The following is a 22,276-nucleotide window of genomic DNA, read 5'->3' on the forward strand; positions in this document are numbered from 1 at the left end:
CCGCACCGCCGTCCGCTCCGGCCACAGTTGGTGTCCGTCGCGTGACACCGGCGAATGTGGCAGTTGTTAGAGAGCGCGTCAACAGGACCCGATTCATCTGTGGACAACCTCGGCAATGGGGACAACGCGGGCCGATCCGACCGCCCGGTTGTTCGACCTGAGGGTGACCCCTACGGGCTCGTACGACTGGAGGCTGACCCGCAGACAGCTCTGCGGTCTGACGACGGCAGTGGTATGCGTCACTACCGTCGAAGGCGTGACTGTGATCGCGACCGAAAGCCTGAGCAAGCGGTACCCACGGGTGACCGCGCTTGACCGGCTCTCCGTGGATGTCGGACCCGGTGTGACGGGGCTCGTCGGCGCCAACGGAGCCGGCAAGTCCACTCTGATCAAGATCCTGCTGGGTCTGTCCCCCGCCACCGAGGGCCGCGCCGAGGTGCTCGGCCTCGACGTCGCCACCAAGGGCGGCGCCATTCGCGAGCGCGTCGGGTACATGCCGGAGCACGACTGCCTGCCGCCCGACGTGTCGGCCACCGAGTTCGTCGTCCACATGGCGCGGATGTCCGGGCTGCCCCCGGCCGCCGCCCGTGAGCGCACCGCGGACACCCTGCGCCATGTCGGCCTCTACGAGGAGCGCTATCGCCCCATCGGCGGCTACTCGACCGGTATGAAGCAGCGTGTGAAGCTTGCCCAGGCCCTGGTCCACGACCCCCAACTGGTCTTCCTGGACGAGCCGACCAACGGCCTCGACCCGGTCGGGCGCGACGAGATGCTCGGCCTGATCCGCCGCGTGTACACCGACTTCGGCATCTCGGTCCTGGTCACCTCGCATCTGCTGGGCGAACTGGAGCGTACCTGCGACCACGTCGTCATCATCGACGGCGGCAAGCTGCTGCGCTCCAGCTCCACCCGGGACTTCACCCAGACCACCACGACCCTCGCGATCGAGGTCACCGACTCCGACGAGCACCCGGACGGCACCCGCGCGGTGCGCGAGGCGCTCCACGCGCGCGGGGTGACCGCCCACGACGGCGGCGGGCTGCCGGGCGCCGGGCACATCCTGCTGCTGACCGCGGAGGGGGAGCAGACGTACGACCTGGTCCGGGACGTCGTCGCCGACCTGGGTCTCGGCCTGATCCGCATGGAACAGCGCAGGCATCAGATCGCGGAGGTCTTCAAGGACAGCGACGAGCAGCGGAAGGAGGCGGTCGGCCATGGCGGTTGAGCAGCCCACGGCCCGTGAGGCCGAGCAGACCCGGATCCACAACATCGGTTACCGCACCTACGACGGCCCGCGCCTGGGCCGTTCCTACGCCCGCCGCTCGCTGTACTCGCAGTCCCTGCGCGGCGCCTACGGCCTCGGCCGCTCGGTGAAGTCCAAGGTGCTGCCGATGCTGCTCTTCGTGGTGATGTGCACGCCCGCGCTGATCATGGTCGCGGTCGCCGTCGCCACGAAGGCGAAGGACCTGCCCGTCGAGTACACGCGGTACGCGATCATCATGCAGGCCGTCATCGGACTGTACGTCGCCTCCCAGGCCCCGCAGTCCGTCTCCCGGGATCTGCGCTTCAAGACCGTGCCCCTGTACTTCTCGCGCCCCATCGAGACGTCCGACTACGTCCGCGCCAAGTATGCGGCCCTGGCCTCCGCGATGTTCATCCTGACGGCCGCCCCGCTGCTCGTCCTCTATGTAGGGGCGTTGCTCGCCAAGCTGGACTTCGGCCACCAGACGAAGGGATTCTCCGAGGGACTGGTCTCCGTGGCCCTGCTCTCCCTGCTGTTCTCCGGGATCAGCCTGGTCATCGCGGCGGCCACCCCACGGCGCGGCTTCGGCATCGCGGCCGTCATCGCCGTCCTGACCATCTCGTACGGCGCCGTCTCCACCATCCAGGCCATCGCGGACGCGCGGTCGGGCAACTCCACCGCCATCGTCTGGATGGGGTTGTTCTCGCCCGTCACGCTCATCGACGGCGTACAGACCGCCTTCCTGGGCGCGAGCTCCTCCTTCCCCGGCGGGGAAGGGCCCTCGGCCGCCCAGGGAGTCGTCTACCTGCTCGTCGTCCTGGGACTCATCGCGGGCAGCTACGGCCTGCTGATGCGCCGCTACCGAAAGGCCGGACTGTGACCGCCCACCCGTCGCCCACCACCACCCTTCCAAGGAATGGGCTTCGCCCATGAGCACTCTTTCCATCGACCACGTCTCGCGCTGGTTCGGCAACGTGGTCGCCGTCAACGACGTCACGATGACGATCGGGCCCGGCGTCACCGGCCTGCTGGGCCCGAACGGCGCCGGGAAGTCCACCCTCATCAACATGATGGGCGGCTTCCTTGCCCCCTCCACCGGCTCCGTCACCCTCGACGGCCGGCCCGTGTGGCGCAACGAGGACATCTACCGGCAGCTCGGCGTCGTCCCCGAGCGCGAGGCGATGTACGACTTCCTCACCGGACGTGAATTCGTCGTCGCCAACGCGGAGCTGCACGGCCTGGGCGCGAAGGCCGCCCAGCGGGCGCTCGCCACGGTCGAGATGGAGTACGCGCAGGACCGGAAGATCTCCACCTACTCCAAGGGCATGCGCCAGCGTGTGAAGATGGCGTCCGCGCTCGTGCACGATCCGTCCCTGCTGCTGCTCGACGAGCCGTTCAACGGCATGGACCCGCGCCAGCGCATGCAGCTCATGGAGCTGCTGCGGCGCATGGGCGCCGAGGGCCGCACGGTGCTCTTCTCGTCCCACATCCTCGAAGAGGTCGAGCAGCTCGCCTCGCACATCGAGGTGATCGTCGCCGGACGGCACGCGGCGAGCGGCGACTTCCGGAAGATCCGCCGTCTCATGACCGACCGTCCGCACCGCTATCTGGTGCGCTCCAGCGACGACCGGGCCCTCGCGGCCGCGCTGATCGCCGACCCGTCGACGTCGGGTATCGAGGTCGATCTCGCGGAGGGCGCACTGCGTATCCAGGCGGTGGACTTCGGCCGGTTCACGGCCCTGCTGCCGAAGGTCGCGCGTGAGCACGGCATCCGGCTGCTCACGGTCTCGCCGTCCGACGAGTCCCTCGAGTCCGTCTTCTCGTACCTGGTCGCGGCGTAGGAGGCCGAAGATGTACGACCCCACAGTCGCCCGGCTCACCTATCGGGGCCTGCTCGGCCGCCGCCGGGCCCTCATCCTCGGCGCGCTGCCCGCCCTGCTGATCGTGATCTCCGTGGTCGTCCGGGCGCTGACCGGCGTCGACGACCAGGTCGCCCATGACGTGCTCGGCGGCTTCGCGCTCGCCACCATGGTGCCGATCATCGGCGTCATCGCGGGCACCGGCGCTATCGGGCCCGAGATCGACGACGGCTCGGTGGTGTACCTGCTGGCCAAGCCGGTGAAGCGGCCCACGATCATCGTCACCAAGCTGATCGTCGCCATCGCGGTCACCATGGCGTTCTCGGCGCTGCCGACGTTCATCGCGGGCATGATCCTCAACGGCAACGGCCAGCAGATCGCGGTCGCCTACACGGTGGCGGCGCTGGTCGCCTCCATCGCCTACGCCGCGCTGTTCCTGCTGTTCGGCACGGTGAGCCGGCACGCGGTGGTCTTCGGGCTGGTCTACGCGCTGGTCTGGGAGGCGCTCTTCGGCTCGCTGGTCTCCGGGGCGCGCACGCTCAGCATCCAGCAGTGGGCGCTCGCCGTGGCGCACAAGGTCTCCGACAGCTCGCTCGTCACCTCGGACGTCGGACTGCCCACCGCGACGGCGCTGCTGATCGCGGTGACCCTGGCCGCCACCTGGTACGCGGGGCAGAAGCTGCGGACGCTGACCCTGGCGGGCGAGGAGTGACAGACTCCGCGGGCCCCCGGCGGGGCTCGGGTGCGGGTGCGGCCCGGAAGGGGCCGCACCCGCACACGGCTCCGAGGCGGGCCGTGGTTCTTGTCTTTTTCGAATGCGGTTTTGACAGCGGCTTCACATCTGCCTGGGCACACTGGGCAAAGGGGATGCGTTGCGGAAAGGACTGGGGATGACAGCGGAGGCACCAGGGGGCGAAGGGCCGGGCGAGGCCGGGGGCACCTGGGACGGCGCCGTGTTCGACGAGGACTTCATACGGTCCGCGCCGACGAGGGAGCCCTCCGCGCGCGCCCGGATGCTGGCCGCCCGCTGGCGGAACCAGGCGCCCGACCCCCAGCCGTGGCGCTCGGACGAGCCGCCCGCCGGCTGGTTCTTCAGCAAGGCGCGCCGCCGCAGGTGGCGCCGCCGGTAGCGGTCGTGGCTGCCACGAGGCCGAGGCGCTCCAGCCGATGCGCCTCGGTCGGCGTGTTTTCGGTCGGTGTGTTCGGCCGGTGCGTTTTATTCGGTGGCGTCCGATACGGCGGACGGGCACAGTGGAGTCCACGACGCCGGACCGAGCCGGCGCCATGTTCTGGGAGAGGAGCCGGGCGATGTCCCTGCACAGCAGTACGCCCAGCTCCCGACAGGGCAGCCCGCGGCGGGCTCCGGAGTAGTTACCCCTCCGTCGAGCCCGCTCCGCACCGGGAGCTGCCCGGGGCGGCCGCTTCGAGCGCGCGATGGGTTTCGCGCGGGCCGCCCACCCGGAGGATTGGCCGAGAGGTAAGGCACCGGCTTGCTAAGCCGTGGTCGGGGTCAGTCCCCGCGCGCGTTCGATCCGCGCATCCTCCGCACGACACAGGCGCCCTTGCCGACACAGGCGCCGTCTCCGGCACCGGTCGTCCCTTCCGGCACTGGTCGCCCTTTCCGGCACCGGTCGTCCCTTCCGGCACTGGTCGCCCTTGCCGGCGCACAGCACCGCAGCCGCTAGCCCAGCGACCGCTCCAGCACGACCGCGATGCCGTCCTGCTCGTTGGACAGCGTCACCTCGTCCGCGACCGCCTTGAGGTCCTCGTGCGCATTGGCCATGGCCACGCTGTGGCCGGCCCACGCGAACATCGGTATGTCGTTCGGCATGTCTCCGAAGGCGATCGTGTCCGCGGCCTTCATGCCCAGGCGGCGGGCCGCCAGCGACAGACCCGTGGCCTTCGACAGGCCGAGCGGCAGGATCTCCACTATCCCCTCGCCCGCCATGGTCACGCCGACCAGGCCCCCGGCGGCCTGACGCGCCGCCTCGGCCAGCTCGTCGTCGCTCAGGGTCGGGTGCTGGAGATACACCTTGTTCAGCGGCGCCGACCACAGGTCGGCCGCGTCCCGGATCGGCTGGTAGGGCAGCGGCCCCTCATGGACCCGGTAGCCGGGGGCGACCAGGACCTCCCCGTCCAGTCCGTCCCGGCTCGCCGCCAGCAGCAGCGGGCCCACCTCGGCCTCGATCTTCGCCAGCGCGAGACCCGCTATCTGCCGGTCCAGCGTCACCGACGTCAGCAGCCGGTGCTCCCCCGCGTCGTACACCTGTGCCCCCTGGCCGCACACCGCGAGCCCCCGGTAGCCGAGGTCGTCGAGGATGTGACGGGTCCAGGGGACCGCGCGGCCGGTGACGACGATGTGCGCCGCGCCCGCCGCGGTGGCCGCGGCGAGCGCCGCACGTGTGCGTGCGGAGACCGTCTCGTCGGAACGCAGAAGCGTCCCGTCGAGGTCGGTCGCGATCAGCTGGTACGGAAATGGGGCGGACTCGGCCGTGCTCACTTGGCGACGGGCTCCAGCAGCTCCCGGCCGCCCAGGTACGGGCGCAGGATCTCGGGCACCCGCACGGAGCCGTCGGCCAGCTGGTGGTTCTCCAGGATCGCCACGATCGTCCGCGGCACGGCGCACAGCGTGCCGTTCAGCGTCGCCAGTGGCTGCACCTTCTTGCCGTCCCGCATGCGGACCGACAGGCGGCGGGCCTGGAAGCTGTCGCAGTTGGAGGTCGAGGTCAGCTCGCGGTACTTGCCCTGGGTGGGGATCCAGGCCTCGCAGTCGTACTTGCGCGAGGCGGACGCGCCCAGGTCACCCGTCGCCACGTCGATGACCTGGAACGGCAGCTCAAGGGCGTTGAGCCACTCCTTCTCCCACTCCAGGAGCCGCTTGTGCTCGTTCTCGGCGTCCTCGGGGTCGACGTACGAGAACATCTCGACCTTTTCGAACTGGTGCACACGGAAGATGCCCCGCGTGTCCTTGCCGTAGGTGCCTGCCTCGCGGCGGAAGCACGGGGAGAAACCCGCATAGCGCAGCGGCAGCTGGTCCGCGTCGATGATCTCGTCCATGTGGTACGCGGCGAGCGGGACCTCGGAGGTGCCGACCAGGTAGAAGTCGTCCTTCTCCAGGTGGTACACGTTCTCCGCCGCCTGGCCGAGGAAGCCGGTGCCCTCCATGGCGCGCGGGCGGACCAGGGCGGGGGTCAGCATCGGGGTGAACCCGGCCTCCACCGCCTTCGCCATCGCCGCGTTCACGAGCGCCAGCTCCAGCAGGGCACCGATGCCCGTCAGGTAGTAGAAGCGCGAGCCGGAGACCTTCGCGCCGCGCTCGACGTCGATCGCGCCCAGTGCCTCACCGAGTTCGAGGTGGTCCTTGGGCTCGAAGCCCTCGGCGCCGAAGTCGCGGATGGTGCCGTGTGTCTCCAGGACGACGAAGTCCTCCTCGCCGCCGACCGGGACGTCGGGATGCACCAGGTTGCCGAGCTGGAGCAGCAGCCGCTTGGCCTCCTCCTCGGCCTCGTGCTGCTCCGCGTCGGCCGCCTTGACGTCGGCGGCGAGCCGGCCCGCCTTCTCGAGCAGTTCGGCCTTCTCGTCGGCGGAGGCCTTGGGGATCAGCTTGCCGAGCGCCTTCTGCTCGGAACGGAGCTCGTCGAAGCGGACGCCGGACGACCTGCGCCGCTCATCGGCGGAGAGGAGGGCGTCGACGAGCGCGACATCCTCACCACGGGCGCGCTGGGAAGCGCGAACACGGTCGGGGTCCTCACGGAGCAGGCGAAGGTCAATCACCCCTCAAGGCTACCGGTGCGGAGTTCCGGCTTACGACTCCGTTTATCGATCCGTGGCGCATGTTCCGTTGTGCGGCAATTACGTAGCGTGTCAAGAAAAGGGACACTGTCCCCGGAAGGAGGCGCTCCGGGGGTACCGGGTTGACTGGAATTCCTTGTGGCGAGCGGGATTTGAGATCCACTTGTCCACAGTCGTCCACAGGGCCCAGTGAGTTATCCACAGGCTGTGCGGAAGATCTGTGGACTTCGGAGTGGATCATTGTTGATCATTCCGAAGGCCCTCCAGGGGTGGCACATTCCCCGTGCAAACCACCATCACTTGCACTTTCGGGCGTAAAAGGGTCGCCCTAAAGGGGTGATCGAGAGAAACAGGTGGACAACTGCGTCGAACGCGGCGGTAGACGGGCGGAGACTCGTCGGAGAGATTTATCGACCGGAGCGTGCCATGTTGTCGACTTGTCCCCAGATCGAGAAGCCCACCTGTGGATAACTTCTGTGGACAGCGAAAATCCGCAGGTCGTACCGGCCGCTTCCGGAACCGGGCCTCTAGAACCGGCCGTCCTGACAGCGCGCTACCCAGTCCGCGGCCGCCATGAACTCGTCGTCCGACGTCCCCGTCGGCGGGACACGGACGTCGGCCGTGGTGATGCCCGCACGCGGGTACGAGCCGAGGAAGCGCACCTGGAGACAGATCCGCTTCAGGCCCATCAGGGCCTCGGCTACCCGGCGGTCGGAGATATGGCCCTCGGCGTCGATGCAGAAGCAGTAGTTCCCGATGCCCTCTCCCGTCGGGCGGGACTGCAGCAGCATCAGGTTGACACCCCGAACGGCGAACTCGGCCAGCAGGTCGCGCAGACCACCGGGGTGGTCGTCGCGCTGCCACAGAACGACCGAGGTCTTGTCCGCGCCCGTCGGCGCCGCCGGCCGGGCGGGCCTGCCCACCAGCACGAACCGCGTCTGTGCGTTCTCCGCGTCGTGGATGCCGGTCTCCAGCGCCTCCAGGCCGTAGCGCGCGGCAGCGAACTCGCCCGCGAACGCCGCGTCGTAGCGACCCTCCTGGACCAGGCGGGCGCCGTCCGCGTTGGACGCGGCGGACTCCCAGACGGCGTCCGGCAGGTGGGCCTTCAGCCAGTTGCGCACCTGCGGCTGCGCGGCCGGATGCGCGGTGACCGTCTTGATCTCGGAGAGCTTGGTGCCCGGCCGGACCAGCAGCGCGAAGGTGATCGAGAGGAGGACCTCCCGGTAGATCATCAGGGGCTCACCGGCGACCAGCTCGTCGAGCGTGGTCGTGATGCCGCCCTCGACCGAGTTCTCGATCGGCACGAAGGCTGCCTCGGCCTCGCCGTTGCGGACGGCGTCGAGCGCTGCCGGGACCGACACCATCGGGACGAGCTCCCGGGTCGCGGACTCCGGCAGCGTGCGCAGGGCGACCTCGGTGAAGGTGCCTTCGGGACCGAGATACGCATAGCTGGCTGGCATGACCTCACCCTAATCGGCCTCGACGGAACCCGGCTCGAACCTGTGGAAAACGATGGTGGCGTCCCCCGGTCACCGCCGGGTCGCTCCTCTCTCATCCCTCCAGCAGCCGCTGCCCCACGTACTCCCCCTCCGCCGCCCCGCCCGGCACGGCGAACAGGCCGCTCGCCTCATGGCGGATGTACTGCGACAGTGCGTCCCCCCGGTCGAGCTTGCGCTGGACCGGAACGAAGCCGCGCAGCGGGTCCGCCTGCCAGCAGACGAACAGCAGGCCCGCGTCGGGCGTCCCGTCCGGGTCGAAGCCGTCGTGGAAGGAGAACGGGCGGCGCAGCATCGCCGCACCCCCGTTCTGGTCGGGCCGGGTGATCCGCGCGTGTGCGTTCAGGGGCACGACCGGCGTGCCGTCGGCACGGGACTTCTCCAGGTCCATCTCGGTCGTCTCGGTGCCGCCGGTGAGCGGCGCACCCGTGGCCTTGCGGCGCCCGATGACCGCCTCCTGGGCCTGGAGCGAGAGCTTTTCCCAGTCGTCGAGGAGCATACGGATCCGGCGTACGACCGCGTACGAGCCGTTCGCCATCCATGCCGGGTCACCGGAGGAGGGCACGAAGATCCGCTGGTCGAAGTCGGGGTCGGCAGGCTTCGGATTGCGTGTGCCGTCGATCTGGCCCATCAGATTGCGCGCCGTCATGGGGCGAGCGGTGGCGCCCGGGGAGCGGTTGAAGCCGTTCATCTGCCAGCGCAGCCGCGCCGCGCCGCCCGCGTCCTTCTGGATGGCGCGCAGGGCGTGGAAGGCGACGAGTCCGTCATTGGCGCCGATCTGGACCCAGAGATCGCCGTTGCTGCGCGACTTGTCCAGCCGGTCGGAGGAGAAGTCGGGCAGCGGGTCCAGGGCGGACGGGCGTTGCTTCTCCAGGCCCGTACGGGAGAAGAAGCTGTTCCCGAAGCCGAAGGTGATCGTCAGGGCCGAGGGGCCGGCGTCACGGGCGACGTCGGTGTCGTCGTGCGGGGCCGCCTCGCCGGCCATCAGCCGCTCGGCGGTCGCCGACCAGCGGCGCAGCAGCGCGGCGGCCTCCTTGCGACCCGCACCCGCCGCCAGGTCGAAGGCGGCGAGATGGCCATGCGCCTGGGCGGCGTCGGTGATACCGGGCTGATGTTTCCCGTGAAACATCGCCCGATCCGTGCCGATCGAGGTCAGGGGCACGGCCTTCTCGGAGGGCGCCGCCGCGTATCCGGCGGCTCCGCCCACCGCGCCCAGCGCCAGCCCGGTGGCCCCGGCGGTGCCGAGAAGCCGCCGCCGCGAGATCGCGCCCCGGGGGAACGCGTTGCCGGAAACGGCACCCTCATGGGTGCTCGTGCCGGGCCCGGTCTCCGTGGGGGCGCCCTGACCGGAGGCGCTCCCGCGGGAGGCACCGGAGGCGGTCCCCGTGGGGGCGCCGGTGGTGGACCCCTTCGAGGCGCCGGCGGAGGCCCCCTTGGAGGCGCCGGAGTCGGACCTGCCGGCGGCAGTGGCAACGGCCTTCTTGGAGGACCTCTTGGCCGCGGCTCCCTTGGGCGAGCCCTTGGCGGTGGGGCGCCCCGGCGAGGTCTGGGAGGGGATGCCCTCGGAGGACGCCTCTGGGGTGGACTGGTCAGCCATGGTGCGGTTCAGCCGATCTTCGCGTTCTTGTTCACGGTTGTCTGGTCGATGTCGGAGGTCCGGACGGTCACCGCGATCTTCCAGTCGCCCGCCATGGGGATCTGGACGCCGCTCGCCGACCAGTGCCCGGTGGCGATGCGGTCGGGCACGACGGGGAGCGGTCCGATGCTCTTGGCCTCCAGGGTGAAGGCGACCTTGACCTCGGGGACGTCGAAGGCCTTGCCATTGGGGCGCACCACGTAGATGTGCATCTCGTTCTCGCCCACGCGGGCGGGGTCGAGGGTGACCTCCACGGTGCCCTTGCCGTCCTGGCCGCCGGTGTCGAAGGGCATCTTCAGCGACAGGGAGCCGGACGCTTGCGAGGTGGACGTGGTGGCCGCCCTGGCCGCCTCCTCCGTGCGGCCCGGCTCGGTCGTGGTCAGCGCGGTGGCGACGGCGAGGAGGACGACGGCGACGCCCGCCTCGGCCAGCACCGAGCGGCGTAGCCCCGCACGGACCGGGTCGGCCTCGCGGGCGCGCCGGACCCGGGCCGCGGCCACGGCGGCCTGCTGCCGGGCCAGCTGCGCGGCACGCTCGGAACGGGCGGCGCCTTTCTGCGCGTCCCCCTTCGCCGACGCCTTCCCCGACGCCTTCCCCGACGCCTTCGCCGGTGGCCGGGCCGATGCCGTAGCCGATGCCGTAGCCGATGCCTGAGCCGACGCCTTCGCCGCCACGGTCGCCCGCTTCTTCCCCTCCGTGCGTTTCGTGCCCACCGTGTGGAACGCGTCATCCCGCACATCCGTCAGCCGCGCCGTCCAACGCCGCGAGATCCAGGCGATGCCCACCAGAACGGCGACCAGTGCGACCTTCACGAGCAGGAGTTGTCCGTACGACGTCCCGGTCAGGGCGGACCACGAGCCCAGCTGCCGCCACGCCTGGTAGACCCCGGTCGCGGTCAGCGCCACCACGCTCCCGAACGCGAGGCGTGAGAAGCGCCTGACGGCCGCCGCCTGGATCGAGGGAGCCCGGTACAACGCCACGAGCAGCGCTGTGAGCCCGCCCAGCCAGACGGCGACGGCCAGCAGATGCAGGACGTCGACCGGCATCGCGAGCCCGGTCTGGATGCCGGTCGAGGCGTGCTCGGCCATCGCCCAGGTCGCCGCGAGCCCCGCCGCCACCACGGTCCCGCCGAGGGCGAGCCCGAAGGTGAGGTCCCGCTTCTCGGCGTCCCGGGCGGCGGTCTCGTCCAAGGAGTCGCCATCGGAGGTGCCCTGCCCGCCACGGTGGTCGTCGACGTCCGCGGAACCGTCCGCGTCCCGTCGTACGTAGGCCCCGAACAGCACCGCGATGAACAGCGCCCCCGCCGCGAGCAGCAGCAGCCGGGAGACCAGTGCCGCCCCGGCCTTGGTCTGGAGCACCTGGCCGATCAGGGACAGGTCGAAGATGTCCGCGACCTTCCCCGAGCCGGTGTACGAACCGCGCAGGAGCAGCAGCGCGAGCGTCGCCGAGGTGAGGGCCACCCATCCGGAGACCACGAGCCGCTGCACCGCCCGGACGCCGGCGCCCCGCTGCCAGCAGGCCAGCACGAAGGCGGCGCCGCCGACCAGGACGATGTACCCGGCGTAGGAGACATACCGTGCGATCCCGTAGAGCCAGCCGACGACCCCGCCGCCCACGGTCGGCCCGGAGGCCGAGACCGTGGTCGCGGACGGCGCGCCGACGGAGAAGGTGAAGGCGCCGGAGACGGGGTGGCTGTCCGCGGACACCACCTGGTAGGTGACGGTGTACGTGCCCTTGGGCAGCCCCGCGCGCACCGCCACCCCGTACATCGTCCCGCTCAGATGGGACGGCTTGCCGGTGTCGACGCGCCGTCCGCGCGGATCGAGGACCTTCAGCGAGCCGTCGGAGAGCGCCACCTGCTCGGAGAAGGTGAGCGTGACCTGGGTGGGCGCCTTGTCGACCACCGTTCCCTGCGCGGGGTCGCTGCCGAGCAGCGCGGCGTGCGCGGAGGCGGGCGCGACGCCGCCGAAGAGCACCCCCATGGCGGCGAGCAGCAGCGTCAGCAGCGCGGGGAGCGCCCGGAGACGGCGCCCGCACGGGCGTGCCCTGCGGATGTCTCCCCGGACGTGCGCTTCGGGAGCGATGGCCTGCGTCACGGTGATCCTCTCTCAGTGCCCGGTCATCGGGTTGTACGTCGCGGACTTCACCGGCATCTCGACCGTGACCGTTCCGGACTTGGCAAAGTGCAGCCGCACGGGCACCTTGTCGCCCTGCTTCGGCTTGTGGGCGAGGTTCTCGAACATGAGGTGGTTGCCGCCGCTCGCGAAGTCGAGTCTGCCGTCCGCGGGTATGGCGAACGACTTCTCCTCCTCCATCGCGCCGTCCTTGGTGGAGTGCAGTGTCACGTCGCCGGCGAGGCTGCTCGTGACGGAGGTCAGGGTGTCGGCGCCGCCGGAGTTGGTGACGGTGAAGAAGCCGGCTGCCATGTCCCCGGTGACGGGCGCGGGCATATAGGCGCCGGTGATCTTCAGCTCGGGGCGGGCCGAGGACGAGCCGCCCGAGCCACCGCAGCCGGCGAGCACCAGACCCGCCGCCGTCAGCGCGGCGATCCGGCCGAGACGGAGGTTCACGGGTTCTCCCCCTTGATGATCTTGGGAAGGTCCTTGGTGTAGTCGTCGACGGTGGCGTTCCGGCCGTAGAGCAGATAACCCCCGTTGGTCTTCGGGGAGAACGCGATGACCTGGGTGCCGTGGGTGGAGACGATCTTGCCGTCCTTCTCCTTCCTGGGCGGTTCGATGCTGATGCCCAGGCTGCGGGCCCCGGCCTGGATCGTGGAGAAGTCGCCGGTCAGGCCCACGATGTCGGGGTCGATGCCCTGGAGCCACTTGCCGAGCGCGGAAGGGGTGTCCCGCTCGGGGTCGGTGGTGACGAACACGATCCGCAGCGAGTCCTTCTGCGCCTGGGTCAGCTCCTTGCTCTTCTCCACCTCCTTCTTGGCGACGGCGAGGTTGTTCATGGTGAGCGGGCAGACGTCGGGGCAGTGGGTGTAGCCGAAGTAGATCAGCGTCGGCTTGTCCTTGGTCTGCGCGCGCAGGTCGTACTTCTTGCCGTGGGTGTCGGTGAGGACGAGGTCCGGCTTCGCGAACGGCTGGTCGAGTACGGTGCCGACCTTGTCCGAGCCGGACTCGGCGGAGACCACGGCGACCGGCTTGCTGCCGCTGTCGCCGGATCCGCAGGCGGAGAGGGTGAGCGCGGCGGCGGCGAGGAGGGTGGCCGCGGCGAGCTTCTTCTTCTTGCGCATAGAGAAATGTCCCAGATGGAGGTGGTTCGGTGGGCGCCGGGGCCGTACGGGGCGCGTCACGGCGATGCCGTACGACCCCGGCGCGCGTCCGGGGGTGAGCGGGGCCTCAGGCCTGGTGGGTGCGCCGGCGGCCGGCCAGAACGCCGTACGCCACGCCTGCCGCACCGACCACGATGCCCACGACCCCGAGGACGCGGGCGGTGGTGTCACTGGTGCCGGTGGAGGCTTCGGACGCGGTGTCCTTGGCGCCCGACGAGGCGGAGGCGCCCTCGGCGGTGGCGCCGTGTGGCCCGGAGGAGGCGGCGCTCAGCCGGAGCACCGGGGCCGGGTTCTCGGGCTCCTCCTGGCCTTCCTTCTGCGGCTCGATCCAGCGCACGACCTCCTTGTTGGAGTACGTCTGGAGGGCCTTGAAGACGAGGTGGTCGGTGTCCTCGGGGAGCTGGCCGACGGAGAGCGGGAACTTCTGGAAGTAGCCCGGTTCGATGCCCTTGCCGGTGGCGGTCCAGGTGACCTTGGTGACCGCCTCGTCGATCTGCCGCCCGTGCACGGTGAGCGGCTTGGCGAGCTTGGACTTGGTGACCTGCACCTTCCAGCCGTCGAGGGGTTGCGGCATCACCGAGGCGAGCGGATGGTCGGCCGGGAAGGCGACCTCGAGCTTGGTGGTCGAGGCGTTGTCGCGCTCGTTCGGGACCTTGAAGTCGACGACCGCGTAGTCGCCCTTGGCGGCCGCGCCCTCCGGCTGCACGGTGACGTGTGCGAACGCGGGGACGGACAGGAACAGGACGGCCGACGCGGCGGCGGCGCCGGTGACGGCGAGACGGGACGCCTTCAGGGAACCCTTGATGGCCTTCATGACGTGAGAAACACTCCACTCCGAGTGAGAGTCCGTTGACGAGGAAAGGCGCGTGCGCGGGGATCACCACGGTGGTGGCGCCGCACGGGCACGCGCGCGTGCCGCGCGACGGCGGCTCCTCGCGCAAGGACGGGGGAGCGGCGCGTCGCGTCAGACCGCGAGAACGCAGGGAGCGGGGGAGGGCGGTCCGCGCCGGATCACCGCGTGCCGCAGCGCGGTCGTCCGGGGCTTCGGCGGCAGGAGGAACGCGGTGCGCCGGGTGGGCACGCCCGCACCGGGAGTCGTGGGAAGCCCGGCCACCAGGGCGCGCACCAGGGCGAGCGACGAGCGCAGGGACCGTACGAGCGCCCCTTCCGCGACCCCATGCGCGGACAGGCGCATGAGCCGCAGCAGCGCCCTGTCCCCGTGGCGCAGCACCCACCCGGCGGCGACGGCCGCGAGGACGTGGCCGAGCAGCATGGGCACCGACGGCAGCACCGACCACCAGGAACCGGCCGCGGTGGACATCGCGTCCGCGGGGTGGTGCATGGCGGCCATGTCCGTCCCCGTGCCGAGTCGCGCGTCGGTGAGGATCTTCTGAGCCTGCGCCGGGGAGATCGCCGCCGCGGTGGTGCCGCACAGCAGGTGCGCGGCCCGTGCCACGAGCGTGGCATCGGCCGTGGCCGTCGCGTTCGAGGTCATCGAGCCCATGGACGCCATCGACGCGGCACCGAAGTGCCCGAGCCCGAACAGGGTGTGCAGCACGGTCTGGCCCACCACGAGGAATCCCGCGATGCCGGGCAGCGAACGCTCCCGCCCGGTGAACAGGGCCGTGACGGCGAACACACCGAGGAACCCGGCGCCCAGCGTCCACAGCGGCACCGTGGCGCAGGACGCGAGAGCGTGCCCGGCCCCGGCCAGCACGACGCAGACCGCGGCGAACACCGCGGCCCTCAGGATGCGCAGATCGCATCCGGTGCGCGCCGTGCGCTGGTGGAGGGCACTCATGGCGGCCTCATCATCCCACTGACCGTCCCGGGCCCGTGCGGCAGGTCCGCAAGGTGGCCTTCGCCGCGGTATGCGGACCGGTGACCGGAAGATCACACTCCGGCGATGCGCGCCGCGTGCATACACCCGTTCCCGGCTTCGGCGCATCCGCCGTACGGGCGGGATCTTCTCGCCCGGGTGATTGCGGTAGCGCACCCGCGGCAATACGTAACGGTATGTCGAGCCGCGGCCAGGAGGCTGGAGCATGAGCATCTGGTGGTCACTCCATCTGCGGCGCGAAGCTGCGAGCGTGCCGCTCGCCCGGCGGCTCCTGATGGGAACGATGGAGACCGCGGGCGTCGACCCGGACATTTCCTACGACCTCTCCGTCGCTCTGAGCGAGGCCTGCGCCAACGCGGTCGAGCACGGCGGCGGCAGCGCCCACGGCGGTATGTCGGAGGCGTACCGGGTCACGGCGTATCTCGACGGTGAGACGTGCCGCATCGAAGTCGCCGACTCGGGCCCGGGCTTCCCGGTCGGCAGATCCCGTCCCCACACCCTGCCGAGCCGTGCCGACGCCGAGCACGGCCGGGGCCTGTGCCTCATCGAGGAACTCGCCGACCACGTCCACATCGGCAACACGCCGGGGCACGGCGGGGCAGTGGTGAGCTTCGACAAGATCCTGAAGTGGAAGCAGACCGCCCCGCTGGCGGCCGTGTAGCGCCCGTCGCGTCTGCCACGCTTGCCGCGCTTTCGGTCAAGTCCCCCGCACGGGCGCCGCGTTCGGCGACGGCGGCGGACAGGGGAAGGGCCGGGCACCCATCGCTCCACGGTGGCCCGGCCCTTCACATCACGTCAGCCCGTCAGGGACGTCCGTATCCGCCCCTCGGGGACGTCCTCGTCAGCCCTTGAGGGACGCCATCCACGCCTCGACCTCGTCGGAGCGCCGCGGGAGGCCCGCCGAAAGGTTTCGGTTGCCGTCCTCCGTGACCAGGATGTCGTCCTCGATGCGGACGCCGATGCCGCGGTACTCCTCCGGGACGGTCAGGTCGTCCGCCTGGAAGTACAGGCCCGGCTCGACCGTGAGCACCATGCCCGCCTCGAGCGTGCCGTCCACATACGTCTCCGTGCGGGCGGCCGCGCAGTCGTGGACGTCCATGCCGAGCATGTGGCCCGTGCCGTGCAGGGTCCAGCGGCGCTGGAGGCCCAGTTCGAGTACGCGCTCCACCGGGCCCTCGACCAGGCCCCACTCGACCAGCCGCTCGGCCAGCACCCGCTGGGCGGCGTCGTGGAAGTCGCGGTACTTGGCGCCCGGCTTCACCGCCGCGATGCCGGCCTCCTGGGCGTCGTACACGGCGTCGTAGATCTTCTTCTGGATCTCGCTGTAGGTGCCGTTGACCGGCAGCGTGCGGGTGACGTCCGCCGTGTAGTACGTGTGCGTCTCCACGCCCGCGTCCAGCAGAAGCAGGTCCCCGGAGCGGACCGGACCGTCGTTGCGCACCCAGTGCAGCGTGCAGGCGTGCGGGCCCGACGCGCAGATGGAGCCATAGCCGACGTCGTTGCCCTCCACCCGGGCGCGCAGGAAGAACGTTCCCTCGATGTACCGCTCGGAGGTGGCCTCCGCCCTGTCGAGGACCTTCACGACGTCCTCGAAGCCGCGCACGGTCGAGTCGACGGCCTTCTGGAGCTCGCCGATCTCGAAGTCGTCCTTGACCAGACGGGCCTCGGAGAGGAAGACGCGCAGTTCCTCGTCGCGCTCGGCCGTGACCTTGTCGTGCAGCGCGGCCTCGATGCCCGCGTCGTAGCCCCGGACGACCCGGACCGAACCGGTGGCCTCCTTCAGCTTCTCGGGCAGCTCGCGCACGTCCGACGCCGGGATGCCGTACAGCCGCCCGGCCTCGGCGAGCGAGTGGCGGCGGCCGACCCACAGCTCCCCCTGGCCGGAGAGCCAGAACTCGCCGTTCTCACGGTTGGAACGCGGCAGCAGATAGAGGGTCGCGGTGTGACCGTCCGCCGTCGGCTCGAGGACGAGGACGCCGTCCTCGGTCTGGTTGCCGGTGAGGTACGCGTACTCCACGGAGGCGCGGAAGGGGTACTCCGTGTCGTTCGAGCGGGTCTTCAGGTTGCCCGCGGGGATCACCAGGCGCTCGCCGGGGAAGCGCGCGGAGAGCGCGGCGCGGCGGGCGGCGGTCTCGGCGGTCTGGGCGATCGGCCGCAGGTCGTGCAGCTCGGTGTCGGCCCAGCCGGACTTCATGTTCTCGGCCAGCTCGTCGGAAACGCCCGGGTACAGGCCGTTCTTGCGCTGCTTGATCGGCTCTTCGGTCTCGTCCGGGCCCGCTGCGTCGGCAGCAGGATCCGATACGGCCGGAATGAGCTGGTCCGCCACGGTCATCCTCCTTTGATACGGCACTGGGCCCCCACCATCGTACGGTCGTACGGAAGGGGGCCCAGGGCCGGAGCGCCTCTTACCGAAGGCGCTGGGTCACCGAGGCCGGAGGGGGCACCGGGGGCAGCCGGGCCCTCACTCGAACCGCGCCGCCAGCAGCACCACGTCCTCCGTGCTGTCCGCCTGGTCCAGGCAGTCGGGCAGCACCGTGCGCAGCACGTGGTCGGCGACCGCTCCCGGGTCGGTGCGCAGCGGCCTCGGCACACCGGCGGCCGCCGCGTGCAGCCGGGCGAAGGCGCGGTCCAGGGAGTCCCCGGTGCGGTGCAGCAGCCCGTCGGTGTACAGCAGGACGGTTTCGCCGGGCTCCGCGGTCAGCTCGATGCTCGGCGCCTCCCAGCAGGCCAGCATCCCGAGGGGAGCCGACAGCGAGGTCTCGACGAACTCCGTGCGCCGCGGGCCGATCACGAGCGGCGGGCTGTGCCCGGCACCGGCGAGGGTGAGCCTGCGCAGCGCGGGCTCGCAGTACGCGAACAAGGCGGTGGCGGAACGGGCGGGCTCGGTGAGCCTCAGCAGCAGCTCCAGATCGGAGAGAACCGCCACCGGGTCCTCGCCCTCCATCACGGCGTAGGCGCGCAGGGAGGCCCGCAGCCGTCCCATCGCGGCGACCGCGCCGGGCCCGGACCCGGTCACCGAACCGACGGCCAGGCCGAGCGCGGCGTCGGGCAGCGGCAGCGCGTCGTACCAGTCGCCGCCTCCGCGCGGGCCGCTGCGGCGCCGCGCGGCGAGCTGGACGCCGGCGGCCCGGGGCAGCCGGGTGGGCAACAGCTCCTCGGAGATCGTCTTCATGCACGCACGCGTGCGCTCGATCTCGACCATGCGCGCCACATGCTCGGTCGCGTAGCGGGCGTAGAGGCCGACGAGGTGGCGCTGGCGCTCGACCGGCTCGGCGGGTTCGTCGTAGAGCCACACGGCGGCGCCGAGACGGCCGGCCGTCTCGCTGGACAGGGGGAGTGCGTAGCTCGCGGCGTAGCCGAGCCGGGCGGCCACCTCGCGGTGGCGGGGGTCGAGGCCGTCCTCGGAGAACAGATCCGGCTGGGCGATCCCGCGCTCGCCGCCGGGCAGTCCGTCGAGAATCCTGCCGTACGACAGCGAACTGCGCGGCACGGTCTCGATGTGCCCGAGGTCGGCGCGGGCGAGGCCGAGGCCGATCGTGGCCTCGGGGCCGAGGCCGTCACGGGGCTCCAGTACGACAAGACCGCGCCGGGCGCCCACGAGGGCGGCACCGGCGCGCAGCAGTTCCTGGAGCGCGTCGGCGAGTGAACCTGTGCGCGCCAGGCGCTCGGTGAGTTCATGCAGGGTCGTCAGATCGGAGACCCAGCCGGCGAGCCGGTCCTGGAGAACGGCTCCGGGGCCGACGGGCGCGGCGGGGACGGCCGAGGGAGTGACACCCGTGCCGGCAGACGTCGGCGCGACAGTGTGTGCGGGCGGAGGAACCGTGGAGTCGATTCCAGCCACTTTCGGAGGGTGAGGGGCGTTCATGGTGTCCGGCTTTCGAACCGGTGCGTATTGCTCGATAGCATCGCAAACCCCCATGTCAATCTGCGCCGCTAGCGGTATCTCCACATGTACACGCACTCGTAAGGGGATGTCCAGCATTGTCCTGCTGGGATTCCTGGTGTCCGTGGGGCGTTCTTACTCTCTTGCGAGGAAGCAAAGTTGGCTTAAAACCGCCTCGGGTATCACCCCATTGCGGTCGACTGGCCTCGTTCGACAGAGCGTCACAGCGGTCGTGATGGGTACGTACTCGGTGAAGGCCAGGGGTGGTTGGGGACCACCCGGAACCTGGCGCCGGACCCGGGCGTCTTAACCACCGACGACCGAGCCCCATCCTCCCGTGGCGGAGGCGGCGAGTAAGAGCGGGACGGCAAATCGCCAGGCGCCGCCACCCCACGCCATGCCCATGCTTGTGATGGGCGCAGTATGGACGCGGACGCAGCCAACGCTCGGCCCATAGGGGTTCCCCCTGTCCATGACAGGGGTGTGATGCGCCAGTAGGTACGCACAGTGAAGTGATCGACACATGGTGTGATGTGGTCCTCGGTGTTGCCAGGCGTGCAACGGAAAGGAACGAGCGCTCATGCGCGAGATCCTCGGAAGGCGACGCAGGCTCCTGTCCGGCCGGAACGACGGGAAGCCTGAGCTGATCGGCGCGGCCCTGACCTTCGCGACCGAATGGCAGTGGCCCGTTCTCCCGGGTGTGGCACCCGACCCGCAGGGACGTGCCGGCTGCGGATGCCCCGACCCGGAGTGCACGGTGCCCGGGGCGCACCCCTTCGACCCGGGGCTGCTCGCGGCCACCACCGACGAGCGCATGGTGCGCTGGTGGTGGACCAACCGGCCCTCCGCACCGATCGTGCTGGCCACCGGGGGCGGGGCGCCCTGCGCGGTGAGCCTGCCCGCCCTCGCGGCCTCGCGTTCCCTGGCCGCGCTCGACCGGAAGGGCATGCGCCTCGGCCCGGTCGTGGCCGGGCCGCACCGGTGGGCGATCCTCGTGGCGCCGTACTCCATGGAGCAACTGGGCGACCTGCTCTACGCCCAGGACTTCGTCCCCGGCTCGCTGCGCTTCCACGGCGAGGGCGGCTATCTGGCGCTTCCCCCGTCCGAGACCGGTCACGGGCCCATCCGCTGGGAACGCGCTCCGCTGCCCGGCTCCGCCACGCCCTGGGTCCCCGATGTGGAGGCCGTCGTGGACGCGGCCGTGGAGGCCCTCACTCGTAAGGGTGTGAGCGCGCCCGAGTTGTAGGGGTGTCGGGCGCGCGCCGATCCGGGCGCCCGTGATCGGCGGATATCTTCGCCCCCATGGTGATGCGTCCTGGGGGGCACGGGAAGCGGGGGCTCGGCCTCACGGAGGACATGCCGGGGCCCGGCCGACCCGACCCCCGTGGAATCCGGCTGCTCGCGCTCCTGGGTGTGGTCGCGGCCATGGCCGCCCTGCCGCTCACGGTGGCCTCCGCCGGACCGGTCGGCGAAGCGGATCGCGGCGCGTTCCGCCCGCCCGCGCACGATGACGCGAAGCGGCCGGTCTCCGGGCGCTCCCCGCTGCTGTCGGGCCCGGCTGCCGCCACCGCCGTCCGCTGCGGCCCCCAACTCTCCTCGGGCGAAGGCATCGAGGCGCAGACCTGCGTGCTGACGCGGGGGCCGGACATCTGGGCGCGCACGTACTACCGCAACGCCGGCGGCGAGGAACTGAGTTCCGTCCTGAACCTCATGGCGCCCGACGGCCGCACCGTCGAGATGCGCTGCGCCGTCGTCGCCGCGGACGACCCGGAGACCTGCGAGACGCCCCGACAGCATGTGTCGGGCGACCCGGGGGCGTATGCGGCGATCGCGGAGTTCGCCCGGCGCGATGGGGGCGGACCGCTGCTGCTGCGCTCCGGAAGCGAACGGCCCCAGTCGAACGAGCGGTAAACCGGCCGCCATTCAAGTAAGTTGCCCCCGCGCCGACGGGATGCGCGCACGTTGATATGGAAAGACCCGGTTGCTGGCGACGGGGGATGCACCAGCAACCGGGCTACTGGAACGGTAACAAGAGATCGGCGGTTCGCAAATTCGATCTCGGCTATTCGGACACGGATTTAACTGTCACAGCGGCGACTTGTGACAGGAGTCACCCGTGGGAGGCTCCCCGGTCCGCCTGACCGGTCGGTCAGGCGGAGGCGGTGTGTCAGCTGAGCGTCACCTGCCGGTTGGTCAGCCCGCCGCGCGCCCGGCGCTCGTCCGTGGTGAGCGGTGCGTCCGACGCCAGGGCGGCCGCGAGGCGCTCCGCGAACTCGGCCGCGGGCTTCTCGACATCCTCGGCGCGCACGTCGCTCGGCAGGTCCCAGACCGGCACCGTGAGCCCGTGCGCACGGAAGGAGCCGACCAGGCGGGTGCCTTCGCCGAGGGTCGACTGCCCGGCCGCGTGCAACCGCGCGAGAGCGTCCAGAAGCCGCTCCTCGGAGTGCGGCATGACCCACCGCAGGTGGTTCTTCTCGGGGGTCTCGCACCAGTAGGCGGCGTCGACGCCCTGGAGCTTCACGGTCGGGATGGCGGCGGCGTTGGCACGCTCCAGGGAGGCGGCCACCTCCGGCGTCGCGTTCTCCGCGTCCGGGACCCAGAACTCGAAACCGCTGTGGACGACCGGCTCGAAGGCGCCTTCGGGGTCGAGCAGGTCCTGAAGCCGCGGTCCGTCGGCGGGCGCGCGGCGGCCCTGGACCGCTGTGCCCGGCTCGGCGGTCAGGGCGCGCTGGAGGGTGTCCGCGAGGTCGCGGCTGATGTCGCCCGATGCCGTGTCGTTCTGCAGGCCGAGCAGGACCGAGCCGTCGTCGCGGCGCAGGGCAGGCCACGCCATCGGCAGTACCGTCACGAGCGTGACCGAGGGGACGTCCTCGGGGAGCTCGTCTCTGAGCTTCAGCTCGACGGTCGCCGCCGGCACCAGCTCGCGCAGCGCGATCCAGTCGCACTCGCCCGGAAGTCCCTCGAACGGACGCTGTACCAGCTCGGTCGCCGCGTGCGCGGCGGCCCGGCCGTGGCAGGCCTTGTAGCGGCGGCCGCTGCCGCAGGGGCAGGGCTCACGGGCGCCGACGACCGGGATCTCAGCATCCGTGAGCTGCGGGCGCTTGGCCTGGGTCTGGGGTCGCTTCTTGGCCATCGTGGGTGTCTCCCGGTTACGGCTCGTTTCGTACGGGCGCGAGCCTAGCCGTTCGCAGGACGCCCGACGGGATCCTGTGGACAACGCACCGAGGCGTCCTCGAAGCGGTGCTCC

The 22,276-nt window shown here is 71.0% G+C and carries 20 protein-coding genes and 1 tRNA gene; 9 read left to right on the top strand and 12 right to left on the bottom strand.

Annotated features, from left to right (window positions below; all coding sequences use genetic code 11):
- Positions 1-262: 262 nt before the first annotated feature.
- The 6 genes from ACIP94_RS11525 to ACIP94_RS11550 all read left to right on the top strand — a co-directional run bounded on the left by ACIP94_RS11525 (position 263) and on the right by ACIP94_RS11550 (position 4,648).
- Positions 263-1,225, top strand: coding sequence for an ABC transporter ATP-binding protein (locus tag ACIP94_RS11525; RefSeq protein WP_402423083.1), 963 nt, complete (start codon positions 263-265; stop codon positions 1,223-1,225).
- Positions 1,215-2,123, top strand: coding sequence for an ABC transporter permease (locus tag ACIP94_RS11530; RefSeq protein ID WP_402422957.1), 909 nt, complete (start codon positions 1,215-1,217; stop codon positions 2,121-2,123). Before ACIP94_RS11525 ends, ACIP94_RS11530 begins: the two co-directional genes overlap by 11 nt.
- A 49-nt stretch (positions 2,124-2,172) precedes the next feature.
- Positions 2,173-3,084, top strand: a complete 912-nt coding sequence (locus ACIP94_RS11535; RefSeq protein WP_402422959.1) for an ABC transporter ATP-binding protein — start codon at positions 2,173-2,175, stop codon at positions 3,082-3,084.
- A 10-nt stretch (positions 3,085-3,094) separates the two neighbouring features.
- Positions 3,095-3,814 (top strand): ABC transporter permease, encoded by a 720-nt coding sequence (locus ACIP94_RS11540; protein ID WP_402422962.1) that lies wholly within the window; start codon positions 3,095-3,097, stop codon positions 3,812-3,814.
- A 178-nt stretch (positions 3,815-3,992) separates the two neighbouring features.
- The gene (locus tag ACIP94_RS11545; protein ID WP_402422965.1) at positions 3,993-4,232 is read left to right on the top strand and encodes a hypothetical protein; all 240 of its coding nucleotides are present in this window, start codon (positions 3,993-3,995) and stop codon (positions 4,230-4,232) included.
- A gap of 330 nt (positions 4,233-4,562) precedes the next feature.
- A tRNA-Ser gene (locus tag ACIP94_RS11550) sits at positions 4,563-4,648 on the top strand.
- Between the two features lie 135 nt (positions 4,649-4,783).
- On the opposite strand, the gene ACIP94_RS11555 is transcribed toward ACIP94_RS11550, so the two are convergent.
- The 9 genes from ACIP94_RS11555 to ACIP94_RS11595 form a co-directional block, all read right to left on the bottom strand.
- The gene (locus ACIP94_RS11555; protein ID WP_402422968.1) at positions 4,784-5,602 is read right to left on the bottom strand and encodes an HAD family hydrolase; all 819 of its coding nucleotides are present in this window, start codon (positions 5,600-5,602) and stop codon (positions 4,784-4,786) included.
- The gene (gene serS / locus ACIP94_RS11560; protein ID WP_402422971.1) at positions 5,599-6,876 is read right to left on the bottom strand and encodes a serine--tRNA ligase; all 1,278 of its coding nucleotides are present in this window, start codon (positions 6,874-6,876) and stop codon (positions 5,599-5,601) included. The genes ACIP94_RS11555 and serS overlap by 4 nt, the downstream gene beginning before the upstream one ends.
- A gap of 545 nt (positions 6,877-7,421) precedes the next feature.
- Positions 7,422-8,354 carry a prephenate dehydratase gene (gene pheA / locus ACIP94_RS11565; protein ID WP_402422974.1) on the bottom strand — a complete coding sequence of 311 codons (933 nt, stop codon included), beginning with the start codon at positions 8,352-8,354 and terminating at the stop codon, positions 7,422-7,424.
- A 91-nt stretch (positions 8,355-8,445) separates the two neighbouring features.
- Positions 8,446-9,987 (bottom strand): iron uptake transporter deferrochelatase/peroxidase subunit, encoded by a 1,542-nt coding sequence (gene efeB / locus ACIP94_RS11570; protein ID WP_402422977.1) that lies wholly within the window; start codon positions 9,985-9,987, stop codon positions 8,446-8,448.
- A gap of 8 nt (positions 9,988-9,995) precedes the next feature.
- Positions 9,996-12,008 carry a copper resistance CopC/CopD family protein gene (locus ACIP94_RS11575; RefSeq protein WP_402423086.1) on the bottom strand — a complete coding sequence of 671 codons (2,013 nt, stop codon included), beginning with the start codon at positions 12,006-12,008 and terminating at the stop codon, positions 9,996-9,998.
- A 126-nt stretch (positions 12,009-12,134) separates the two neighbouring features.
- On the bottom strand, positions 12,135-12,596 hold the full coding sequence (locus ACIP94_RS11580; protein ID WP_402422979.1) for a copper chaperone PCu(A)C: 462 nt from the start codon (positions 12,594-12,596) through the stop codon (positions 12,135-12,137).
- The gene (locus tag ACIP94_RS11585) at positions 12,593-13,267 is read right to left on the bottom strand and encodes an SCO family protein (protein WP_402422982.1); all 675 of its coding nucleotides are present in this window, start codon (positions 13,265-13,267) and stop codon (positions 12,593-12,595) included. Before ACIP94_RS11585 ends, ACIP94_RS11580 begins: the two co-directional genes overlap by 4 nt.
- A 106-nt stretch (positions 13,268-13,373) precedes the next feature.
- Complete coding sequence (locus ACIP94_RS11590; protein ID WP_402422985.1) at positions 13,374-14,120, bottom strand: YcnI family protein; 747 nt, start codon at positions 14,118-14,120, stop codon at positions 13,374-13,376.
- A gap of 150 nt (positions 14,121-14,270) precedes the next feature.
- Positions 14,271-15,107, bottom strand: a complete 837-nt coding sequence (locus tag ACIP94_RS11595; protein ID WP_402422988.1) for a hypothetical protein — start codon at positions 15,105-15,107, stop codon at positions 14,271-14,273.
- A 244-nt stretch (positions 15,108-15,351) separates the two neighbouring features.
- Here ACIP94_RS11595 and ACIP94_RS11600 point away from each other — a divergent pair, with 244 nt between their 5' ends.
- On the top strand, positions 15,352-15,807 hold the full coding sequence (locus tag ACIP94_RS11600) for an ATP-binding protein (RefSeq protein WP_402422991.1): 456 nt from the start codon (positions 15,352-15,354) through the stop codon (positions 15,805-15,807).
- A gap of 180 nt (positions 15,808-15,987) precedes the next feature.
- Here ACIP94_RS11600 and ACIP94_RS11605 read toward each other — a convergent pair whose 3' ends face one another.
- Positions 15,988-17,478, bottom strand: coding sequence for an aminopeptidase P family protein (locus ACIP94_RS11605; protein ID WP_402422994.1), 1,491 nt, complete (start codon positions 17,476-17,478; stop codon positions 15,988-15,990).
- A gap of 129 nt (positions 17,479-17,607) precedes the next feature.
- Positions 17,608-19,128 carry a PP2C family protein-serine/threonine phosphatase gene (locus tag ACIP94_RS11610; protein ID WP_402422997.1) on the bottom strand — a complete coding sequence of 507 codons (1,521 nt, stop codon included), beginning with the start codon at positions 19,126-19,128 and terminating at the stop codon, positions 17,608-17,610.
- A 481-nt stretch (positions 19,129-19,609) separates the two neighbouring features.
- Here ACIP94_RS11610 and ACIP94_RS11615 point away from each other — a divergent pair, with 481 nt between their 5' ends.
- Positions 19,610-20,275, top strand: a complete 666-nt coding sequence (locus ACIP94_RS11615) for a bifunctional DNA primase/polymerase (RefSeq protein ID WP_402423000.1) — start codon at positions 19,610-19,612, stop codon at positions 20,273-20,275.
- A 110-nt stretch (positions 20,276-20,385) separates the two neighbouring features.
- Positions 20,386-20,940: a hypothetical protein gene (locus ACIP94_RS11620; protein WP_402423089.1), complete on the top strand. Its 555-nt coding sequence runs from the start codon at positions 20,386-20,388 to the stop codon at positions 20,938-20,940.
- A 256-nt stretch (positions 20,941-21,196) separates the two neighbouring features.
- Here ACIP94_RS11620 and ACIP94_RS11625 read toward each other — a convergent pair whose 3' ends face one another.
- Complete coding sequence (locus ACIP94_RS11625; protein WP_402423002.1) at positions 21,197-22,162, bottom strand: DUF5926 family protein; 966 nt, start codon at positions 22,160-22,162, stop codon at positions 21,197-21,199.
- Positions 22,163-22,276 lie beyond the last annotated feature (114 nt).

Origin of the sequence: Streptomyces sp. NPDC093261 (genome assembly GCF_044753645.1) — a bacterium.
In the GTDB taxonomy this organism is placed as follows: Bacteria; Actinomycetota; Actinomycetes; order Streptomycetales; family Streptomycetaceae; genus Streptomyces.

What these genes read in the sequence shown, in the direction of transcription:
- ACIP94_RS11590 (WP_402422985.1), bottom strand. Translation starts at nt 14,120, where the DNA reads ATGAAGGCCATCAAGGGTTCCCTGAAGGCGTCCCGTCTCGCCGTCACC.
- ACIP94_RS11585 (WP_402422982.1), bottom strand. Translation starts at nt 13,267, where the DNA reads ATGCGCAAGAAGAAGAAGCTCGCCGCGGCCACCCTCCTCGCCGCCGCC.
- ACIP94_RS11535 (WP_402422959.1), top strand. Translation starts at nt 2,173, where the DNA reads ATGAGCACTCTTTCCATCGACCACGTCTCGCGCTGGTTCGGCAACGTG.
- ACIP94_RS11600 (WP_402422991.1), top strand. Translation starts at nt 15,352, where the DNA reads ATGAGCATCTGGTGGTCACTCCATCTGCGGCGCGAAGCTGCGAGCGTG.
- ACIP94_RS11540 (WP_402422962.1), top strand. Translation starts at nt 3,095, where the DNA reads ATGTACGACCCCACAGTCGCCCGGCTCACCTATCGGGGCCTGCTCGGC.
- ACIP94_RS11610 (WP_402422997.1), bottom strand. Translation starts at nt 19,128, where the DNA reads ATGCTGGACATCCCCTTACGAGTGCGTGTACATGTGGAGATACCGCTA.
- ACIP94_RS11575 (WP_402423086.1), bottom strand. Translation starts at nt 12,008, where the DNA reads ATGGGGGTGCTCTTCGGCGGCGTCGCGCCCGCCTCCGCGCACGCCGCG.
- ACIP94_RS11595 (WP_402422988.1), bottom strand. Translation starts at nt 15,107, where the DNA reads ATGAGTGCCCTCCACCAGCGCACGGCGCGCACCGGATGCGATCTGCGC.
- ACIP94_RS11605 (WP_402422994.1), bottom strand. Translation starts at nt 17,478, where the DNA reads ATGACCGTGGCGGACCAGCTCATTCCGGCCGTATCGGATCCTGCTGCC.
- efeB (WP_402422977.1), bottom strand. Translation starts at nt 9,987, where the DNA reads ATGGCTGACCAGTCCACCCCAGAGGCGTCCTCCGAGGGCATCCCCTCC.
- ACIP94_RS11615 (WP_402423000.1), top strand. Translation starts at nt 19,610, where the DNA reads ATGCGCGAGATCCTCGGAAGGCGACGCAGGCTCCTGTCCGGCCGGAAC.
- ACIP94_RS11625 (WP_402423002.1), bottom strand. Translation starts at nt 22,162, where the DNA reads ATGGCCAAGAAGCGACCCCAGACCCAGGCCAAGCGCCCGCAGCTCACG.
- ACIP94_RS11620 (WP_402423089.1), top strand. Translation starts at nt 20,386, where the DNA reads ATGCCGGGGCCCGGCCGACCCGACCCCCGTGGAATCCGGCTGCTCGCG.
- ACIP94_RS11545 (WP_402422965.1), top strand. Translation starts at nt 3,993, where the DNA reads ATGACAGCGGAGGCACCAGGGGGCGAAGGGCCGGGCGAGGCCGGGGGC.
- ACIP94_RS11530 (WP_402422957.1), top strand. Translation starts at nt 1,215, where the DNA reads ATGGCGGTTGAGCAGCCCACGGCCCGTGAGGCCGAGCAGACCCGGATC.
- pheA (WP_402422974.1), bottom strand. Translation starts at nt 8,354, where the DNA reads ATGCCAGCCAGCTATGCGTATCTCGGTCCCGAAGGCACCTTCACCGAG.